Consider the following 19,261-nt stretch of genomic DNA (forward strand, 5'->3'; position numbering starts at 1 on the left):
AATGCACGCATGAAGGCGGTCGATCAGGTGGAACTGATCGCGCAGTTCGGCGAAATGGTGTTTATCGTCGGCCCTTCGGGCAGCGGTAAAACCACGCTGTTGAGCATGCTCTCCGGCATCCTGCGACCCGACTCAGGAACAGTGCAGATCGATGGCCAGGACATCTGGAGCCTGAGCAGCGACGGATTGGCCGAACTGCGCCTGAATCGTATCGGGTTCGTGTTCCAGGACTATCACTTGTTCTCGCGGTTGACGGCGGCCGAGAACGTCGCCATCCCCTTGATCCTTCGGCATCACGAATGGAGCGATGCGCTGTCGAAGGCCCGCCATAGCCTGGAGGTAGTGGGGCTGAAGGATCGGGGGGACATCTTGCCTGTAAAACTTTCCGGGGGAGAACAACAGCGCGTTGCCATTGCCAGGGCTATCGTGGGGGAGCCGCAGATTCTGATTCTGGACGAGCCCACGGCGTCACTGGATGGCGATACGGGAAAAATGATCATCGCCTTCGTCAAGGCGCGAGTGCTCAATCGGCAACGCTGCATCCTGATCGTCACTCACGATGCACGGATAAATGAGTACGCCGACCGCATCATCTACATGGCTGACGGCCGAATCAGCGACACCGGGCAAGCCTTATCGTGAAAAAGTCCATGCTGTTTGCGCTGGCGGTGCTCGGTGTTCTCGGTGGTCTGACCGCCGCCTACCTGTTCGGACGGACACCGCCAACCCTGCCTCCGGCCTTTGCTCCGGCGAGCAGCAGTGATGCCACAGCGATCTACGCCAACGGCATTATCGAAAGCGAGCAGCCCGGTGGCAGCAATATCGTGATCTATCCGCAGGTAGCCGCACCCGTGGCTCAGGTGTGGGCTTACGAAGGACAAACGGTCAGTCGCGGGGCACCGCTTGTGGCCCTTGACGATGCGGTACCGCGCGCCAGTTTCGAACTGGCCCAGGCCAATCTGGCCACGGCGCGGGATCAGTACAACAAGCGCCTGGTCTCTTACAACCTTGATCCGAAATCCATCAGCAAAGACAGCCTGGACACTGCCCGCGACACTGTGGCCCAGGCGCAGGCTGCGCTCAAGGCGTCGGCGGCGGTGCTCGCGCAATATGTCATCAAGGCACCGGCGGACGGCGTGGTGATGGCCATCAACAGCGCAGTGGGCAGTTATGTATCGCCCCAGGGGGCTTATGACGTTTACACCCAAGGGTTTGCGCCGCTGCTGGTCATGAGCGCCGATCAGGCGCATCTGGCCGTGCGCTGTTATGTGGATGAGATTCTGATCACCCGATTGCCGGCACCCGAGCATATGCAGGCGCAGATGCTGATTCACGGTACAGACATTCGTGTACCGCTGGTCTTCGTGCGGGTGAGGCCCTACGTATCGCCGAAAATCGAGCTGTCCAATCAGCGTCAGGAAAAAGTCGACCTGAGGGTGCTGGCGGTGATTTTCCGCTTCGAGAAAAAAGATTTACCGAGCGTCTACCCGGGGCAGTTGGTGGATGTGTTCATAGGTCAGAAATAATGAACAGGGCAGGCGGGGTTCACTGCACCGGGCGTTTTTGCCTTGCACTGAGCCTGATGCTGGGCTGCGGGTGCACGGTCGGCCCGGATTTTTCACCTCCGGCTGCGCCTGAGGCGGAACGTTATCTGAACGAGCCGCTGCCGGAAACTGTCGCGGCGCAGGGCCAGGTTCAACAGTTTGTGCCCGGCGGTGAGGTCACACCGGACTGGTGGCGTTTTTTCCACTCGACGGCGCTTGATGCACTGGTGCGCCAGGCGATCACCCATAACATGACCGTGCAGGCGGCTGAAGCCGGATTGCGTGAGAGCCAGGACAGGCTCAGGGCCGGGCAGGGGGTCTTCTATCCGCAACTCGATGCGCGCTTCGGCGCCAGCCGTGAGCGCAGTGCGCCGGTCCAGCAGGGGCTGACGACGGCAGGCTCGATCTTCAACGTGATGACGCTCAGTGGCACGATCAGCTACACCCTCGATGTCTTTGGCGGCGAGCGACGTGCTGTGGAGGACTTGCAGGCTCAGGTTGATCGCCAGATCTGGATGACACAGGCGACCTACCTCACGTTGACAGCCAATGTCGTGAATACGGCCATTGCCCGGGCAGCCTATGCCGCGCAGATCGAGGCAACGGAGCAGTTGATCGATTTACAGCGCCAGCAATTGCAATCTACCCAGGTTCAGGTGCGCAGCGGCACCGTGCCATATTCGGCGACATTGAGCCTGCAGAGCCTGATCGCGGCCAACGAAGCCTTGTTGCCGGCGTTGAAACAGAAAGTCAGTCAAAGCGAGTCCTTGCTGGCCACGCTCGAAGGCGTGCTGCCCGCAGACCTACAACTTCCCGACATTCGCCTGACGGCACTTTCGTTGCCCCACGATTTGCCGGTCAGTCTGCCTTCCGCTCTGGTGCGCCAGCGTCCGGACATCCTCGCCGCCGAGGCGCAATTGCATCAGGCCAGCGCGCAAATCGGTGTCACCACGGCGGCGATGTTTCCCGGCTTCAGCCTGAGCGCTACCTACGGTGCGGCGGGATCGTCCCTGGGGTCGTTGTTTGCCGGTACCGGCCGATTCTGGAGCGTAGGGCCGACGATCGATATTCCGCTGTTTCAGGGGGGACGCCTGTGGTTCGGGCGCCAGGCGGCCATTGACGCCTATCAACAAGCGGCGGCGAACTACCGACAAGTGGTGCTGGAGTCCTTCGCGCAGGTGGCGAATGTGCTCAAGGCGCTTGAACTCGATGCACAAGCGTTGCAGAAGCAGGCCGAGGCGCAGGCCACTGCCCGAGAAGCCTTGAGGTTACTGCAGGCCAATTATCGCTCGGGGTTGGTGACCTATCTGGATCTGCTGGTGACCGATGTGCAGTTGCATCAGGTTGATATCGCTTACCTTCAAGCATTGGCGCAGCGACATCAGGACACGGTCGCGTTGTTCGTGGCGCTGGGCGGCGGCTGGTGGAATCGGCCCGATACCGGCAGCGGCGGAACTTCGCCATGAAGTACACCGGGATCCTGCGCATCGGGTACAGGCTTTTGGTCAATGATCGCGCCAAATTCTCCGCGTTACTGGTGGGCATTACCTTCTCGGTGTTTCTGATGATGCAAATGACTGCCATGTTCGCCGGTATCCTGAACCGCGCCTATTCGACGGTCACCAATATCGGTGCACCGATGTGGATCATCGATCCGGCGGTCAACACCCCTACGATTGCCATTCCGTTGCCGGACTATTTGCTGGACGCAGTGCGCAGCATGCAGGAGGTGGAATACGCCGTCCCGGTATTCATTGGCAGCGCCCAGGTGCGTCTGGCAAATGGTACCTATCAAGGGGTCAGTGTGATTGGTCTGGACGACACCAGCCTGTTCGGTCGTCCGGCCCTGGAGCAGGGCGCCATCGAGGATATCTACGCCGAAAACGCGTTCATCGTGGTTCACGATGCCGAGTTCGCGAAGCTGGGCAACCCCGGGATCGGTACCTCGTTCGAACTCAACGACCACCGGGGTACCTTCGTCGGCATTGCCAGGGTGCTGGTCGGCGGTTTGACCGGAGTGCCGACGCTTTACACTACTTATCGGCGCGCCATCGAGTACATTCCCACGACACGCTTCACCGTGTCTTACATTCTGCTCAAGCCCAGAAGCCGGCAAGGTGAAGCGGCCATCAAGCAGCAAGTGGCGCGTTTGGGCTACATCGCTCTGACCAGGGACGAGTTCAACCGGCGCATTGCCGACTTCTACATTTATCAGACGGGGGTCGGTACCAATATTCTGATGATGACAGTCATCAGTTTTCTGGTCGGCCTGTCGATTTCCGGTCAGACGTTCTACAGCTTCATTCTGGAAAACCTCGACAAGTTCGCCGCGCTGAAAGCCATCGGCGCCAAGAGCCGGGAGATGGTCTACATGATCTTCTTCATGGCCATGTTCACCGCGATGACCGGTTATGGTCTGGGAATCGGCCTGGTAACCCTGATGATCGTCATCGCGAGAACCTGGCTGCCGAACTATGCGGCGATTGTCACGTTCTGGAATCTGGGCCTGGCGTTTGGTCTGGTACTGTTGATTGCCGGGTTTTCAAGCTACCTGGGCATTCGCAAGGTGCTCAAGATCGAGCCGTTCGACATTTTCAGAGGCTGAGGCCCATGAAAAAAACCCTTGCCGGTTTCCCGGCAAGGGGCATACGCCTGCCGATTCATTCGCCCTTGATCGGCACGACCTTGTCCGCTTTCATCGCTTCGGGCTTTTTCGGTAGCGAGATGCTCAATACGCCTTTGCTGAAGTGCGCATCGATCTTCTCGGCGTCAACCCCTTTGGGCAGGTTGAACACCCGCTCGAAGGAACCGTAGTGCCGCTCGCTCAAGTAATAGCCCTTGCGTTTTTCTTCCTTGTCCTCCTTCTTCTCGCCCTTGATGATCAGGCTGCCGTTGGACAGTTTGATCTCGATGTTCTTCTGATCCATGCCGGGCAGTTCGGCAGTGATCTCGTAGCTTTTATCCTTTTCGGTGATGTCCACGGCGGGCATGCTGCGGGTGAACAAATCACGCGAGAAGAACGGTTCTACATCGAACAGCCCGCGACTGAAGGGCGACATCAATGACCCGCGGTGGAAATCCTCGAACAGGTGGTCAACCTGTTGCCGCAGCTTTTCCAGTGGGCGCCAGAGCTCGGTCGTCACGGGCACCTGGTTCGATTTTGCGTCCGTATGTTCCTGCATTTTTTCCACGGAATTGCTCATTTTCGGTACTCCTCTCGGATGGAATGCGCAGTGCCGGACGTCCTGCCGGCGATCCGCGCGGACTGAACGAACTCCTTAAAGCGTCAACGCTCCGGACCACAGCATCCAGCCGGCATAGGCCGCGGCTGCCCAAATGATGATCAACAGGCCGGTGTCCGGCCCGTCGAGAGGCTGTGCCTCACGGGCCTTCAGTGTGCCGAGGTAGATCAGAGAGCCGGGGGCGTAGAGCAGCGCGCTGAGCAGCATGTATTTGGGGCCGGCGGCATACAGCAGCCAGACGCAATAGAGCGTGGCGACCAGCGCGATGGCCAGGTCTCGCACTTGCAGGGCGCGATGACCGGCGTAGGTTTCGCCCTGCCAGGTCATTTTCAGTGCATACAGACTGCTGAGCAGGTAGGGCAGCAGAATCATCGAGGTGGCAAGGGAAATCAGTGCCAGGTAACTGGCGTTCGAGTACAGCGTCAGCAGCAGAAACAGCTGGATGCATCCGTTGGTCAGCCACAAGGCATGGGCCGGTACGCCACGGGTGGTCTCCACGCCGAGCGACGGTGGCATGACCTTTTCCTTCGCCGGTGTGAACACCGATTCGGCCGCCAGCAGGGTCCAGGCGAGCAGGGCACCACCGACCGAAACAATCAGGCCGATGCTGATCAGCACGGCGCCCCATGGCCCGGCGGCAGCCTGCAGTACTCCGGCCATCGAGGGGTTTTTCAGGGCGGCCAGTTCCGGTTGTTTGAGAATGCCCAGTGACAACAGGGAAACCGCGATCAGCAGCAACAGGGTGATGACAAAACCGATGACCGTGGCGCGTCCGACATCGGCGCGTTCTGCGGCGCGGGCAGAAAACACATTGGCGCCTTCGATGCCGATAAACACCCAGACCGTCACCAGCATCGTGCTTTTGACCTGGTCGAGGGTGCTGCCCAGCGCCGGTGCGCCCCAAAAGTCCACGGCGAACGTGTCGCGCCGGAATGCCGCGATCACGAAACCGATGAACAGCAACAGTGGCACGATCTTGGCCGCCGTACTCAAGGCGTTGGCACGAGCTGCCGTGCGCATGCCCCGCAGGATCATCCAGTGCAAGGACCAGAGAACGACCGACGCCCCGACAATCGCTGCCTTGTTATTGCCGTCGCCAAATGCCGGAAAAAAGTAACTCAGCGCGGCAAACAGAATCACCAGGTAACTGACATTGCCGATCCACGCACTGATCCAGTAACCCCAGGCAGAGTTGAAGCTGAGAAAATCACCGCCCAGTGCCCGGGCATAGGCGAACACCCCGTTGTCCAGCGCCGGCTGGCGATTGGACAAACTCTGATAGACCAGTGCCAGGGACAGCATGCCGACCCCGGTGATCAGCCAGCCGATCAGGATCGCCCCGGCCCCGGCGCTGGCGGCCATGTTCTGTGGCAGGCTGAAAATGCCACTGCCGATCATCGAACCCACCACCAGCGCCACCAGCAGGCTCAGGGTCAGACGCCTGGGTTCGCTCTTGCGCAAACTGCCAGTCAGTGGCGGATGCTGGGCAGGGGTAGTGCCCGGTTGAATGTCTTGCAGTTGAGTAGCCATGACGCGCCTCCACGAGACAGGATGGTCGGCATTGGCCGCGGACACGGTCATGCGGACTTCGAGGATCAATCTCGTCGAGAAGCGCTCAGGCGTGTTTGATTAAAATCAACTGAGAGAAAAACGCGTTCGGGTGAACGCACGCAGGGAAACGGGACGCGATGCTGCCACCCCTTGGATCCTGACGCTCTTCACCACCCGGTGATTGGCCTGTGGTTCGAGCGCCAGTAGTGCAAGGACAAAGACAACGCAAGGGCCTATGCCCGGTCCAGCGCCTCGTCCAGCCCCTGATCTTCACCGAGAAACCCGCCGCTCTGATGCTGCCAGAGTCGCGCATAGGTGCCGTTTCGTTCCAGCAGTTCGGCGTGGGTGCCTTGTTCGATGATGCGGCCCTCATCCATGACAATCAGCCGGTCCATGGCGGCAATCGTCGACAATCGATGCGCAATCGCGATGACGGTCTTGCCTTGCATCATTTCATCCAGGCTTTCCTGAATGGCGACTTCAACCTCCGAATCCAGCGCACTGGTGGCCTCGTCGAGCAGCAGGATCGGTGCGTTCTTGAGCATGACCCGGGCAATGGCGATGCGTTGGCGCTGACCACCGGACAGCTTGATGCCACGTTCGCCCACCAGCGTGTCATAGCCGGTATTGCCCTGGCGGTCGCTCAGTTGGCTGATGAAACCGTCGGCCTGGGCGTTGATCGCGGCGCGGTGAACCTGCGCGTCGGTGGCGTCCGGGCGTCCGTAGGCAATGTTGTCGCGGATCGAGCGGTGCAGCAGCGACGTATCCTGAGTGACCATGCCGATGGCGCTGCGCAGACTGTCCTGCGTCACCTGCGCGATGTTCTGCCCATCGATGCAGATTTTGCCGCTGTCGACGTCATAGAAACGCAGCAGCAGATTGATCAGCGTCGATTTGCCGGCACCGGAGCGACCCACCAGGCCGATTTTTTCTCCGGCGCGTATGTGCAGGCTCAGGCCATCGAGTACCTGGCGCTCACCGTTGTAATTGAAATGCACGTTGTCGAAGGTCACGGCGCCACCGCAAGGCACCAGCACCCCGGCGTTCGGCGCGTCTTGTACTTTGGGGCCCCGGGTCAGGGTCGCCATGCCGTCCTGAACGGTGCCGATGTTTTCGAACAGCGATGTCATTTGCCACATGATCCAGTGGGACATGCCGTTGATCCGCAGCGCCATGGCCGTGATCGCAGCCACCGCACCCGCGCCGACCTGACCCTGATGCCAGAGCCACAGGGCGTAGCCGCCGGCGCCAAGAATCAGCCCGACTACCAGCGCCTGATTGACGATCTCGAACTGGCTGACCAGACGCATCTGGCGAAAACCGGTCTGCTTGAAATCCTCCATTGCCGCGCGTGCGAAGTGCGCCTCGCGGTTGGAGTGCGAGAACAGTTTGACTGTGGTGATGTTGGTGTAGGCGTCGGAAATTCGCCCTGTCATCGACGACCGGGCATGGGCCTGTTCCTGCCCGACCTGCCCCAGACGCGGCACGAAATACAGCATCGCCAGCCCGAACAACGCGACCCAGGCCACGAACGGCAGCATCAGTTTCAGGGCAAAGCCTCCGGCCAATGCGATGATCGCAATGAAGTAAACGCCGATGCCGGGGGCGATCTCGATGACGGTGAACAGCACTTCGCGGACCGCCAGCGCGGTCTGCATCACTTTGGTCGTGACGCGTCCGGAGAATTCGTCGGAAAAGAACGAAAGACTTTGCCGCAGCATCAGGCGATGGAAGTCCCAGCGCAGGCGCAGCGGCAGATTGATCGCCAGAATCTGGTGCTGGACCATCGTGCGTAACGCCACAAGACCGACGCTGGTGAGCAAGACGATGGCGATGCCCCACAGCACGCGACTTTCCTGACCGCTCACGGCGCCGCCGGCCTGCCAGGTCGAGAGCAGGTCCACCACTTGCCCGAGAAACGAAAACAGCCAGGCCTCGTAGATCGACACACTGGCACTGAGCAGCGCCAGAGCGAGGACATAACCGCGTGCACCGCGGGTGCAGGCCCACAGAAAACGCATCAGTCCCACGGGCGGGGGCGGCGCTTCATCAGGCGGAAAAGGGTCGAGCCTGCGTTCGAACACGCGAAGCATAGTGGTCTCCGAAATGATCTGGTCAGGGGGAGTATGCCATTTTCACCGTTGCCCCCGGATAGGAGGACAACGATCGCTCGACACGTTTGACCCTGTGGCCGTTCTCAATACTATCCGTCAGGTCAGAACCCACTTGTCGTGACCGTGTCTGCCAATTGACCCGCGTTTTTCACAATCGATCAGTTGAGCAAACCCCGGTCACCCGGATTTCAGGATGGATCTTGATCAAGGCGTGGAGCATCGTCCGTACGATGCATAACGGAGCACATGCGCCTTTTTTCTTGTGAAGGAGAACACAGATGGTCAGCGAAGGACTCGCAACATCGGCTGATACTGCGCTTGTCGAAGCCGAGGTGACCGTTGGTACAACCTCTTTTTTCCCTGGTCCCGTGGCGTCGCTTCTCAATCCGAGGGCGCCATAAAACCCTTGTACGATGCACTGGCGGAAGATTTCCGGGTGGTACTCACGAACGGTCAGATCATGGGACGGGCGGACTACTGGGAGCGACTTTGGGGACTGCACGGCCAGCGTGCCGGAAGCCCGGAATCGCACATCACCAATCTCTCGATCACGCCGCTTCCGGGCGGTTTTTTCCTGACGGTTTTCGATCTGGTCAAGGACGGAATCACCAAGAAGAAGGTCGATTCGGCCCTCATGCGTCTTGATGAACATTCCCCATCGGGTATTTCGTGGATCTACGTCCATGAGAGCGAGCATGAGCGGGCGGCTGCGTAAATTTTTACGTATACAGGCGTGATAAACGAAACCCGGCCGAAGAGCCGGGTTCTTTATTGCCTGCCATTCGTCCAATGGAAGGCACTCACAGGTACTCAGGTTCTCTCACGTTCACGCACGCAATCGCGCGCACCGACACGGAGAGGCATCATGGACATTGACGAAAATGCACCAGGCAACCAGTCGCAGCAGGCCGTGACACGCACCACCGACAACGAAACCGGGCATGACCCCAGGTACAAAAAGGCCGAAGTGCCGTTGCCGCCCGATGATGAAGCACCGCTTGATGAAGACATGACGGACGTGGCAGCGACGAACGCTGTCTCTACAGAACACCCGGAGCCCGGAAGCGGGGAAAGAGCCCGCAAGCCTGGGGAGTCTGACGCGTCTTACAGCCAGGACGTCGATGTAAAAGAGCCTCGCGGCATGCCTGCCAGCGATCCTGAATCGGGAGCCTGAAGCGGCCGGGACAGCGACTCACCGACAGCCGTCCGCCGTTACCGGGCGACGGTGTTGGCCTGTAGCAAACGGTCATCTTCAATCGACTGTTTAGCCTGGGCGATGCTGAGCCTGCCCGGCAGGCTCGCACCATTCTTGGCCGCCAGGATCTCGGCCATGACGCTGACGGCGATTTCGGCGGGTGTCTTGCTGCCAATGTAAAGGCCGATCGGTCCGTGCAGGCGCTCAAGCGACGCCGTGGTCTCACCGAAATGCTCGATCAGGCGTTCGCGACGCCGCTGGCTGTTGCGCCGCGAGCCGATGGCGCCGATGTAAAACGCCGGACTGTGAAGCGCTTCGAGCAGGGCCAGATCGTCGAGTCTGGGGTCATGACTCAGGGCGACGATACAGGTGCGCAGGTCGACCGCGAAGTCGCGGACCACGTCGTCCGGCATGCCGACGATCCGCTCCACGCCATCCACCGCCCAGGTCTCGATGTACTCGGGACGCGGATCGCACACCGCCACCTTGAAACCGTTGAACAACGCCATGGTGGCCAGATACTCGGCCAGCGCACCGGCACCGATCATCAGCATCCGATAACCCGGCCCCAGGGTGTTGACCATCTGCGCGCCATCGAAGCGGAATCGTTCCGGCATCGCGGTCGCTTCGAGCATGACCTCACCGGACTCCAGCGTCAGGCGACGATTCACCAGTCGTCCGGCGTCCAGTTGCACCAGCAACTCGTCAAGTGACTGCCATGCCGGGTTGAATTCCAGGATCAACTCAAGCGTGCCACCGCAAGGCAAGCCGAAGCGATGGGCCTCATCGGCGCTGACGCCATAGCGCACCACTTGCGGGGTGCTGTCGTTAAAAGCACTGCCGCCATGCGCCGTGGTATAGCGATGGATCAGATCGTCTTCGATGCAGCCGCCGGAGACGCTGCCCACCACGCGACCATCGTCACGCAGGGCCATCATCGAACCCGTCGGGCGCGGTGATGAACCCCAGGTGCGCGCCACCGTGGCGAGCAGCACACGCTCGCCGGTGGCGAGCCAGTCCCGTGCGGTGCGCAAGACCAGCACGTCGATGCTTTCCATCAGATTCTCCTCTAGCGCATGTGCAGGATAATCGGGCTGCTGCTGGCCGGATCCGTGTGTTCACGCAGTTTGGCCACCGTCTGCGCATCAACGGCAGTGCCCTGATTGCCCCAGGTGCTGCGCATGAAGGTCAGCACCTCGGCAACCTGCTGATCCGACAACTGCTCGCGGAAGGCCGGCATGCGATAGGCATCCGGTACGCCGGCTGCCACGACGCGCTGTGAACCATTCAAGGTGATGTTGATCGCCGAGGCGCTTTCCCCGGCCAGCGCCGAGGTGGCGCCGGCCAGCGGCGGCATCCATTGCGATTGACCCTTGCCGTCCAGACCGTGGCACGACGCGCAGCGCGTCACATAGGTGTGAGCACCCGGGGAGTCCGGACGTTGCGCTGCCGAAACCGGTTGATACTGCCAGGGTTGCCCGTCGCGGTGGCGGTCGCCAGGCAACGACTTCAGATAACGGGCAATGGCCGTCAGATCGTCATCGCTCATGAACTGCGTGGAGTTGTTGAACGCCTCGGTCATCGAGCCATAGACCACCGCATGTTGGTTGCGTCCGGTCTTGAGGAACTGCACGATTTCAGACTCGCTCCAACGGCCCAGACCTGTGTTGTGATCATCGCGCAGGCTCGGTGCATACCAGCCATCGAGCAACGCGCCGGCGAGGAACGGCGCGCCGGATTCATCCAGTGCTTTCTCGTTGAACGCCAGACCACGCGGTGTGTGGCAACTGCCACAGTGCCCGGCGCCCTGAACGAGATACGCGCCACGGTTCCATTGTTCATCCTGCGACGGTCTGGCCACATAAGGACCGGAGTCGACGAACACACCGTTCCACAATGCAATCGGCCAGCGCAGGTTCAGCGGAAATGGAATCGCACTCGGGATGTTCGCCTGTTTGACCGGCGCCACGTCTTTCATGAAGAACGCATACAGCGCACGCACGTCATCGTCACTGAGCTTGGCGTAGGACGGGTAGGGCATCGCCGGGTATAACCGGCGACTTCCGGGAGCCACGCCGTGGCGTACGGCGCGGTCGAAGTCGGTCAGACTGTAGTGGCCGATACCGGTTTCCATGTCCGGAGTGATATTGGTTGCGTGGATTGCGCCCAGCGGTGTGGCCATTTCCAGCCCACCGGCGAACGGTGCACCGCCCGGCACGCTGTGACAGGCCACGCAATCACTCAGCCTGGCGACGTATTCGCCCCGAGCGACCAATGCCGGGCCGATGTCGGCCTCGGCGATCTGATGGTTTTCCAGGCGCGAGACGGGCTCGCGGGTGACATACCAGGCCAGCAGGCCTGCCGCGACCAGGCACGGCACGGCCAGCCAGCCAGCGGTTCTTGCGAATCGGCTGTTATTCATGAACGCTCCGGTGCTGATCAGGTGAAGGTGTGTCGGCTCAGGGGCAGGCTGCGTATCCGCTGCCCGGTCAGCGCAGCCACCGCATTGACGACGGCGGGCGCGACGGCGGGCAATGGCGGCTCACCGATGCCACCCATTTTTTCCCCGCTCTCGACCACTCGCACGTGGACCCGGGCCATTCGTGCAGGCGGCAGGATCGGGTACAAATCGTAGTTGCGCGCTCGAGGCCTGCCGTCCACCCAGACGGACTCTTCCACCAGTGTCTGCGACAGTCCCAACGCCACCGCGCCATTCACCTGAGCCTCGACAATCGCCGGATTGACGATGTTGCCGGGGTCTATCGCTTGCCAGATGTCATGTACCTTGACCTGGCCGTTTTCGATGGATACCTCGGCGATCACCGCCGTCTGCGTACCGAACGGCGACGCCATGGCCACTCCGCGCGCACGTCGGCTGCCGTCTTCGGCGGTGAACGGGCCGCGCTTCCAGCCACCCGACAGCTCACCCGCGGCCTGCAGCAGTGTGGTCAACCGTTTGTTGTCGCGCAGCAAGTGCAGGCGCAGGTCGAACGGGTCCTTGCCGCCCTTGTCGGCCAGTTCATCGAGGAACGATTCATAGAAAAAATCGTTGAGTGAATTGCCTACCGAGCGCCAGTAACCCAGCATTGCCGGGCCTTTGACGTAAATCTGCGCGATGCGTTTGTTGGGAATCGCATAGGATTTGCCGGACAACCCTTCGAGCGCTGTCGGATCGAGCTTCTCACCCTGCTTGCCGGCGAGTGCCTCGGTGGGCCCTTCGGTGGCACTGATCGCTTCGATTGCCAGTGGCCAGCCGTCTTCGTCCAGTGCCGCACGGAAATTCACGGCGGCAACCGGGCGCAGCACATCGCGCAGGAACTCTTCCTCGCGACTCCAGATCAGTTTGACCGGCCGGCCAACCGCCTTGGACAGCGCGATTGCCTGAGGGTAGGGGTTGGCCGAATCGTAGAGGAAATGCCGGCCGAAGAAGCCGCCCAGCAGCGGCGAATGCAAGTTGATGCGCGACGGATCCAGTCCTGTGCGTTTGGCGATGTCGGCACGGAACATATCCGGCGCCTGATTGGGCAGCCAGACGTCCAGCGAACCGTCGGCATTGAATCTGGCCAGTGCCGAAGGCGGCTCCAGTTGCCCGTGATTCAGGTATTGGTTGTGGTAAGTGGCCTCGATCCGGGTCTTGCTCCCCGCGAGAATCGAAGCCACATCGCCTTCAAGTTCATCATCCCGGGCGGGGCCTCTGTCTTCAGCGAGGCGCTTGAGCCAGGCATCGCTGGAAAAGTCGGCGGGCATCGGCCGCACGTTGCTGTCGGCTGTCGGCTCTTGCCAGTTGACCTGAATCGCCTCGACGGCCCGTCTGGCGTGCCACCAGCGCTCGGCGACCATGGCCACGGCGCCCGGTAGGCGGTGCACGGAATGCACGCCTTTCATCGCCTTGACCTGGTCTTCGTTGCGCAGGTTGCCCACTGTCATCCCCAGGCGCGGGGCATGTTGAACCGCGGCATGGAGCATGTCGTCGACCTTCAGATCGATGCTGTACAGCGCCTTGCCCGTGGACTTGTCATAGGCATCGAGGCGCTTCACCGGTTTGCCGATCCAGCGGAACCGGCCCGGATCACGCAGTTGCACGGAGGCCGGATCGGGAACCGGCAGATCCATTGCGCGTCCGGCCAGTTCACCGTAGGCCAGCGAACGCCCGGATTTGGCATGCACGACCTTGCCGGGCTCAGTACTCAACTCGCTCTCCGGTACTCCAAGCTGTTGCGCGCCCGCTTGCAGCAGCATGGCGCGGGCGAGGGCGCCGAGGCGGCGCATGACCGGGTAACTCATGCGCACCGACATACTGCCGCCGGTGATGCGCATGTCGTTTTCCATCACCACATAGGCTTCGCCGGGCGGCGCCGCTTCGACCATGAACGTCGCCGGGTCGGCATCCAGTTCTTCACCGATGATCTGTGCCATGGCGGTAAACGTTCCTTGCCCGCCTTCCATGAACGGGCAAAGCAGACGCACGCGGTTGTCCGGGCGGATCTCGAGGAACGCCGGCACCTGCGTGCCACGCTCGGCGGTTGCGGTTGCTGCAGCCGCTTGTACGCGTGTCACACCCAGCGGCAGGCCAAAGCCGAGGACCAGTGCGCCGACAGCGGTGCCGGTGAGAAAACGTCTGCGCGAAACATTGATCGGTTCGTGCAGGTCCGGTGCCGAGGCTTGCAGGGCAGGGTCGATTCGAACGTTCATCATGCTTCCCCCTTGCCGGCAAGCTCATGCACGGCGGCATGAATGGCGTTGTAAGTACCGCAGCGGCACAGGTTGACCATTGCGGCCTCAATCTGCGCATCACTCGGCCTGGGGTTTTGTTTGAGCAGCGCGGTGGCGGCCATCACCTGCCCGGACTGACAGTAGCCGCACTGGGCGACCTGCAGATCGACCCAGGTCGAAACAACCCGCTTGCCCACTTCATCGGTTTCTATGGCTTCAATGGTGGTGACCTCGCGACCGACGACCCCGGCGACCGGCGTGACGCAGGAGCGCACCACATTGCCGTCCACCAGCACCGAACAGGCGCCGCACTGCGCCAGTCCGCAGCCGTACTTGGTCCCGGTCATGCCCAGATCATCGCGGATCACCCATAGCAAGGGCGTATCGGCGTCGGCATCGACCTGATAGGTCTTATGGTTGATTCGTAGTTCCATGGTTCACCCGCTGATCATCGGTTGACGTGCATTGTTATGAGCGGTGACACGCGGCAAGGCGCATCACCGGTGAAGCCGGTTGTTGGTTCAGTTCGCTACGCTGCCGAGCGCTTCTGTCTCGAACGGTTGTCCGCGCAGAAGGGCCATGTCCCGACTTGGCGCGGTGCCGAACAGCCGGCCGTATTCGCGGCTGAATTGCGAAGGACTTTCATAGCCGACCGCAAACGCTGCGCGTGACACATCGAGACGTTCTACCAGCATCAGCCGCCGGGCCTCGTTGAGCCGCAACCATTTCTGGTACTGCAGCGGACTCATGCCGGTGAGTTGGCGGAAATGATGGTGAAAGGTCGGAGCACTCATCTGCACCCGCGCGGCCAGGTCGTCAATGCGCAGAACCTCGGTGTAATTGACCTTGAGCCAGTCGATGGCCTTGGCGATGCGATAACCCTGGCCATCGACGGCAGTGATCTGCCGCAGGCGGGCCCCCTGGTCGGTATGCAGCAGCCGATAGTGGATTTCACGCAGGATCAGCGGTGCCAGCACCTGGATCGCCTCGGGTTCGTCCAGCAATGCCAGCAGGCGAGCGAGCGCGTCTTCCAGGGCAGGCGACAGGCTGCCGATCGCGGCGCCCGTACCCATTGATGGCTGGCGTTTTGTGGGCAAGCCGCTCCTGGAGATGACTTCGGCAAGCATGCTGATATCCAGCTTCAGTACCACGCCGACACAAGGCTGTTCGGCACTGGCGTGGACCACTTCAGAGTTGGCGGGCAGGTCCAGTGATGTGACCAGAAAACGCGAAGGGTCATAGCTGTAGCCCTCACCACCGACCCACAAACGCTTCTCGCCGCGCCCCACCAGAATCAGGCTTGGCTCAATCATGCATACGACGGGTGGCGCCGGATGATCGCGACGAAACAGCGACAGGCCGGGTATGGCCGTGGAGAAATCTCCCGGTGCGCTCACTCGCGGGTCAACACTCGATGCCCAGGACGATTCCTGGGGCAAGGGGATAAGGGTCATGTGGGCTTACTCCTGTTGACCTGACTCTAATCCGCGCCCGAGACGTTTCCTATCCGTCACCCTGCATCCTCAGAGGATCAGGCAAGCATTCAAGAGGAATGCACTAGGGAAGGGCCGGATTGACCGGGAGAATGTGTCTATCTGTTACAGGGGGCGGTGCCCGGAGGCGAGAAAAGCTGCATATCCCTGCGCCTCACCTCCACACGTCTTTCGCATCACAGGTACTTTTCATGACCTTGCTTTCTACAAAACGTGGCTGGAGCGCAGTGCTGGCCATGTCGTTGGCCGCATTCGCTCTGGTCGCTTCAGAGTTCATGCCCGTCAGCCTGCTGACACCCATCGCCGCAGACTTGCACATCACCGAAGGCCAGGCAGGCCAGGGCATCTCCGTATCCGGTACCTTTGCATTGATCACCAGCCTGCTGATTGCTTCGGTCGCCGCTCGCATCGAACGGAAAAAATTGTTGTTGGGCCTGACCTTGCTGATGATCGTCTCCGGTACGGTCGTCGCGTTCGCCCCCGGCTATCCGTCATTCATGTTTGGACGTGCCTTGATCGGGATTGCGATCGGCGGTTTCTGGTCGTTGTCGGCAGCGACTGCAATGCGCCTGGTACAACCTGATCAGGTTTCCCGAGCGCTGGCCATCGTCAATGGTGGTAACGCTCTGGCGACGGTCATCGCCGCCCCGGCGGGAAGCCTTCTTGGCTCGCTGATCGGCTGGCGCGGGGCATTCTTCTGTGTGGTACCCGTCGCAGCGCTGGCAGCCGTGTGGCTGCTGATCAGCCTTCCGTCCTTCAAGATCGAGCGTCAAGCGGGTAATGGCAACGTCCTTCGTCTGATGAAACGCTTGCCAGTGGCATTGGGCATGCTTGCTGTCAGCCTGTTTTTCATGGGCCAGTTCATGCTGTTCACCTACCTGCGACCCTTTCTTGAGGGGGTGACCGGCGTCGGTGTTTCAACCTTGTCCTTCATGCTGCTTGGGCTGGGAGTGGCAGGTTTTATCGGCACCTTTGTGATTGAAAGGTTTATTGGCGGTGGTCTCTACCGCACGTTGACCGTCATCCCGCTGATCATGGCGGCTATCGCGCTGGCACTGGTCAGCTTCGGTCGATCACCGACGCTGACTGCGGTGTTGCTCGGACTTTGGGGGCTGGTTGCCACGGCCGCGCCGGTCGGCTGGTGGACATGGCTGGCGCGCACGCTCCCGGAAGATGCGGAAGCGGGAGGCGGCTTGCTGGTAGCAATTGTTCAACTGGCGATTGCCGCAGGCGCTGTCACGGGCGGTTTGGCCTTGGACCTGAGCGGTTACAAAGCCACCTTCGGGCTCAGCGCCGCCGTGTTGGTCGTCGCGTCCGTGCTGGCCTCGCTGGCAGGCCGCAGTGTCGTTGACGTTCATCTATCCGAATCGAACGTGGCTGTCTGACGAAATCAGGAGTTTGACGACGATTAGCCACCAGGTGGCGGCGCGTCGCAGGATTTTGGATTGCTGTTTGATTGGCAGAACGGCGGGGAGGGGATGAAAAGAGGTTAGTTATGGAACGCATCCTTAGGTGCGAAGATTTTTCAGAACGCCAGAAACGACAAAGCCCTGAATATCAGGGCTTTGTCGTACATAAGATGGCGGAGGCGATGGGATTCGAACTCATGGACCTGTTACAGTCGACGGTTTTCAAGACCGTTGCCTTAAACCACTCGGCCACACCTCCGTTTGCGTTGCGGGCGCCATAATACCTGAATGAAACACACTGTCAAACTCTGTGCATGGCTTGTTACAGAGCGTCTGTTATGATCTTTGCGACTGAACGTTTCAAACCAACAGGAGTGTCGCCATGCGCGAACAGGATTACGCAGTTCACAACAGCGTGCAGGCAGAGCAGCTAGAGGTTAGCCGCGTCCTGCGCAACACATACGGCTTGCTGGCGCTCACCCTCGCATTCAGCGGTGTGATGGCTTTCGTGGCCCAGCAGATGCGCGTCGGCTACCCGAACATTTTCGTGGTGCTGATCGGCTTCTACGGGCTGTTCTTCCTTACCAACAAGCTTCGTGATTCTGCCTGGGGCCTGGTGTCGGCATTTGCCCTGACCGGTTTCATGGGCTTCCTGCTCGGCCCGATCCTCAACCGTTACCTGGGCATGCAGGGCGGTGCTGAAGTGGTCAGCTCCGCGTTCGCGATGACCGCACTGGTGTTCGGTGGTCTGTCGGCCTACGTGCTGATCACCCGCAAGGACATGAGCTTCCTCGGTGGTTTCATCACCGCCGGTTTCTTCGTGTTGCTGGGTGCAACGCTGGCGAGCATGTTCTTCCAGATCAGCGGCCTGCAACTGGCAATCAGCGCAGGTTTCGTACTGTTCTCGTCGGTCTGCATCCTGTTCCAGACCAGCGCCATCATCCACGGCGGCGAGCGCAACTACATCATGGCGACCATCAGCCTGTATGTATCGATCTACAACCTGTTCATCAGCCTGTTGCAGATCTTCGGCATCATGAGCCGCGATGACTGATCGCTACACCGCTATAAACAAGAAACCCGCGAGAGCGGGTTTTTTGTTGTCTGCAAAAACGTGATCAGTTGATGATCATGCTGCCGTCGGCGTGCTGCTTGTAAATCGTGTAGGGCAGCAGAAACGTATCCAGCACCCCGGAAACGGCTCCGTCAACCACCAGACCGAGGGACGGGTTCTTGTAGTTGAACGCATCGACGTCATCCGGTTTTTCGGCGTGCAGCATGCAGAAGTCGTACGTCACGCCGCTGTAGATGCGCGGTACGGCGCCGCAGTAGGTTTTTTTCGCCTTCAACTGATCGACGTTCGTTTTATCGTTGAGCGCTACGGTCTGTATGGTCCCGCAACCCGCCAGCATCAATGCCGCCAGTATCACCGCCTGAATTTTCATGCCGCGAATCCTTCGCCGGAAAAGCTCCAATCTACGCCGCTCACGCCATCGGCGGCAATCGCCGCTTGACCGGGGTCTTCTTGACGATGGCGGTATTGGTTTCCGCCAGCGTATTCAATCGGTCGAGCAGGGTGTCGAGCTGCTCCATCGAACGCACATGCAGTCGAGCGATAAAACAATCCTCGCCAGTAACCTTGTCACACTCGGTGAATTCGGGAATCGACAGGATCTGCCGCTCCACCTCCTGCAACTGCCCCGGCAATGGCCGTACACGGACAATCGCCTGCAACTGATAACCGAAGCACTTCGGGTCGATCTCCACGGTGTAGCCCTTGAGCACACCGCGTTCTTCCAGGCGGCGCAAGCGCTCGGCCACGCTCGGTGATGACAACCCGCTGATTTGTGCCAGGGCCTTGAGCGAACGCCGGGAGTCTTCCATCAAGGCCCCGATCAGGATCTGGTCTATATCATCGGTCATATAAATAACTCCCGCATTAGGTGAATGACGCAAACCACCCATGATAAAAAAGGCAGAAATCGAGTTTAGCCTGCTTT

18 protein-coding genes and 1 tRNA gene are annotated in these 19,261 nt (G+C 60.4%); 8 read left to right on the top strand and 11 right to left on the bottom strand.

Annotated features, from left to right (window positions below; all coding sequences use genetic code 11):
• Nucleotides 1-9: 9 nt before the first annotated feature.
• The 4 genes from ACK6BI_RS19105 to ACK6BI_RS19120 are packed head-to-tail and all read left to right on the top strand — an operon-like array spanning nucleotide 10 to nucleotide 4,149.
• A complete protein-coding gene (locus ACK6BI_RS19105) occupies nucleotides 10-642 on the top strand; it encodes an ABC transporter ATP-binding protein (RefSeq protein WP_409318282.1) in 633 nt (210 codons plus the stop codon).
• A complete protein-coding gene (locus tag ACK6BI_RS19110; protein ID WP_409318283.1) occupies nucleotides 639-1,526 on the top strand; it encodes an efflux RND transporter periplasmic adaptor subunit in 888 nt (295 codons plus the stop codon). The genes ACK6BI_RS19105 and ACK6BI_RS19110 overlap by 4 nt, the downstream gene beginning before the upstream one ends.
• A complete protein-coding gene (locus tag ACK6BI_RS19115) occupies nucleotides 1,526-3,010 on the top strand; it encodes an efflux transporter outer membrane subunit (RefSeq protein ID WP_409318284.1) in 1,485 nt (494 codons plus the stop codon). Before ACK6BI_RS19110 ends, ACK6BI_RS19115 begins: the two co-directional genes overlap by 1 nt.
• Nucleotides 3,007-4,149: an ABC transporter permease gene (locus ACK6BI_RS19120; protein WP_409318285.1), complete on the top strand. Its 1,143-nt coding sequence runs from the start codon at nucleotides 3,007-3,009 to the stop codon at nucleotides 4,147-4,149. The genes ACK6BI_RS19115 and ACK6BI_RS19120 overlap by 4 nt, the downstream gene beginning before the upstream one ends.
• 55 nt (nucleotides 4,150-4,204) lie before the next feature.
• Here ACK6BI_RS19120 and ACK6BI_RS19125 read toward each other — a convergent pair whose 3' ends face one another.
• The 3 genes from ACK6BI_RS19125 to ACK6BI_RS19135 all read right to left on the bottom strand — a co-directional run bounded on the left by ACK6BI_RS19125 (nucleotide 4,205) and on the right by ACK6BI_RS19135 (nucleotide 8,430).
• Nucleotides 4,205-4,747: an Hsp20 family protein gene (locus ACK6BI_RS19125; RefSeq protein ID WP_409318286.1), complete on the bottom strand. Its 543-nt coding sequence runs from the start codon at nucleotides 4,745-4,747 to the stop codon at nucleotides 4,205-4,207.
• A 75-nt stretch (nucleotides 4,748-4,822) separates the two neighbouring features.
• The gene (locus ACK6BI_RS19130) at nucleotides 4,823-6,316 is read right to left on the bottom strand and encodes a basic amino acid/polyamine antiporter (protein ID WP_409318287.1); all 1,494 of its coding nucleotides are present in this window, start codon (nucleotides 6,314-6,316) and stop codon (nucleotides 4,823-4,825) included.
• Nucleotides 6,317-6,570: 254 nt separating this feature from the next.
• Nucleotides 6,571-8,430: an ABC transporter ATP-binding protein gene (locus tag ACK6BI_RS19135; RefSeq protein ID WP_409318288.1), complete on the bottom strand. Its 1,860-nt coding sequence runs from the start codon at nucleotides 8,428-8,430 to the stop codon at nucleotides 6,571-6,573.
• Between the two features lie 427 nt (nucleotides 8,431-8,857).
• On the opposite strand from ACK6BI_RS19135, the gene ACK6BI_RS19140 reads away from it, so the two are divergent.
• Nucleotides 8,858-9,166 carry a hypothetical protein gene (locus tag ACK6BI_RS19140; protein WP_409318289.1) on the top strand — a complete coding sequence of 103 codons (309 nt, stop codon included), beginning with the start codon at nucleotides 8,858-8,860 and terminating at the stop codon, nucleotides 9,164-9,166.
• 150 nt (nucleotides 9,167-9,316) lie between these two features.
• Nucleotides 9,317-9,625, top strand: a complete 309-nt coding sequence (locus tag ACK6BI_RS19145) for a hypothetical protein (protein ID WP_409318290.1) — start codon at nucleotides 9,317-9,319, stop codon at nucleotides 9,623-9,625.
• Between the two features lie 38 nt (nucleotides 9,626-9,663).
• Here ACK6BI_RS19145 and ACK6BI_RS19150 read toward each other — a convergent pair whose 3' ends face one another.
• The 5 genes from ACK6BI_RS19150 to ACK6BI_RS19170 all read right to left on the bottom strand — a co-directional run bounded on the left by ACK6BI_RS19150 (nucleotide 9,664) and on the right by ACK6BI_RS19170 (nucleotide 15,813).
• Nucleotides 9,664-10,704 carry an XdhC family protein gene (locus tag ACK6BI_RS19150; protein ID WP_409318291.1) on the bottom strand — a complete coding sequence of 347 codons (1,041 nt, stop codon included), beginning with the start codon at nucleotides 10,702-10,704 and terminating at the stop codon, nucleotides 9,664-9,666.
• An 11-nt stretch (nucleotides 10,705-10,715) separates the two neighbouring features.
• Nucleotides 10,716-12,068 (bottom strand): c-type cytochrome, encoded by a 1,353-nt coding sequence (locus ACK6BI_RS19155; protein ID WP_409318292.1) that lies wholly within the window; start codon nucleotides 12,066-12,068, stop codon nucleotides 10,716-10,718.
• A gap of 17 nt (nucleotides 12,069-12,085) precedes the next feature.
• Nucleotides 12,086-14,338 (bottom strand): molybdopterin cofactor-binding domain-containing protein, encoded by a 2,253-nt coding sequence (locus ACK6BI_RS19160; protein WP_409318335.1) that lies wholly within the window; start codon nucleotides 14,336-14,338, stop codon nucleotides 12,086-12,088.
• Entirely contained in the window at nucleotides 14,338-14,793 is a 456-nt protein-coding gene (locus ACK6BI_RS19165) for a (2Fe-2S)-binding protein (RefSeq protein WP_409318293.1), read from the bottom strand. The genes ACK6BI_RS19160 and ACK6BI_RS19165 overlap by 1 nt, the downstream gene beginning before the upstream one ends.
• An 87-nt stretch (nucleotides 14,794-14,880) precedes the next feature.
• Nucleotides 14,881-15,813, bottom strand: a complete 933-nt coding sequence (locus ACK6BI_RS19170) for an AraC family transcriptional regulator N-terminal domain-containing protein (RefSeq protein WP_409318294.1) — start codon at nucleotides 15,811-15,813, stop codon at nucleotides 14,881-14,883.
• A gap of 230 nt (nucleotides 15,814-16,043) precedes the next feature.
• Here ACK6BI_RS19170 and ACK6BI_RS19175 point away from each other — a divergent pair, with 230 nt between their 5' ends.
• Complete coding sequence (locus tag ACK6BI_RS19175) at nucleotides 16,044-17,237, top strand: MFS transporter (protein ID WP_409318336.1); 1,194 nt, start codon at nucleotides 16,044-16,046, stop codon at nucleotides 17,235-17,237.
• Between the two features lie 195 nt (nucleotides 17,238-17,432).
• On the opposite strand, the gene ACK6BI_RS19180 is transcribed toward ACK6BI_RS19175, so the two are convergent.
• Nucleotides 17,433-17,520 (bottom strand) — tRNA-Ser (locus tag ACK6BI_RS19180).
• Between the two features lie 123 nt (nucleotides 17,521-17,643).
• On the opposite strand from ACK6BI_RS19180, the gene ACK6BI_RS19185 reads away from it, so the two are divergent.
• Complete coding sequence (locus tag ACK6BI_RS19185; RefSeq protein ID WP_027613775.1) at nucleotides 17,644-18,315, top strand: Bax inhibitor-1/YccA family protein; 672 nt, start codon at nucleotides 17,644-17,646, stop codon at nucleotides 18,313-18,315.
• Between the two features lie 64 nt (nucleotides 18,316-18,379).
• Here ACK6BI_RS19185 and ACK6BI_RS19190 read toward each other — a convergent pair whose 3' ends face one another.
• The gene (locus ACK6BI_RS19190; RefSeq protein WP_409318295.1) at nucleotides 18,380-18,706 is read right to left on the bottom strand and encodes a YceK/YidQ family lipoprotein; all 327 of its coding nucleotides are present in this window, start codon (nucleotides 18,704-18,706) and stop codon (nucleotides 18,380-18,382) included.
• A gap of 40 nt (nucleotides 18,707-18,746) precedes the next feature.
• Nucleotides 18,747-19,184: an Lrp/AsnC family transcriptional regulator gene (locus ACK6BI_RS19195; RefSeq protein ID WP_064381847.1), complete on the bottom strand. Its 438-nt coding sequence runs from the start codon at nucleotides 19,182-19,184 to the stop codon at nucleotides 18,747-18,749.
• Between the last annotated feature and the right edge of the window lie 77 nt (nucleotides 19,185-19,261).

Source organism: Pseudomonas sp. KCJK9016 (genome assembly GCF_046231795.1).
Classification (GTDB): domain Bacteria; phylum Pseudomonadota; class Gammaproteobacteria; order Pseudomonadales; family Pseudomonadaceae; genus Aquipseudomonas; species Aquipseudomonas bananamidigenes.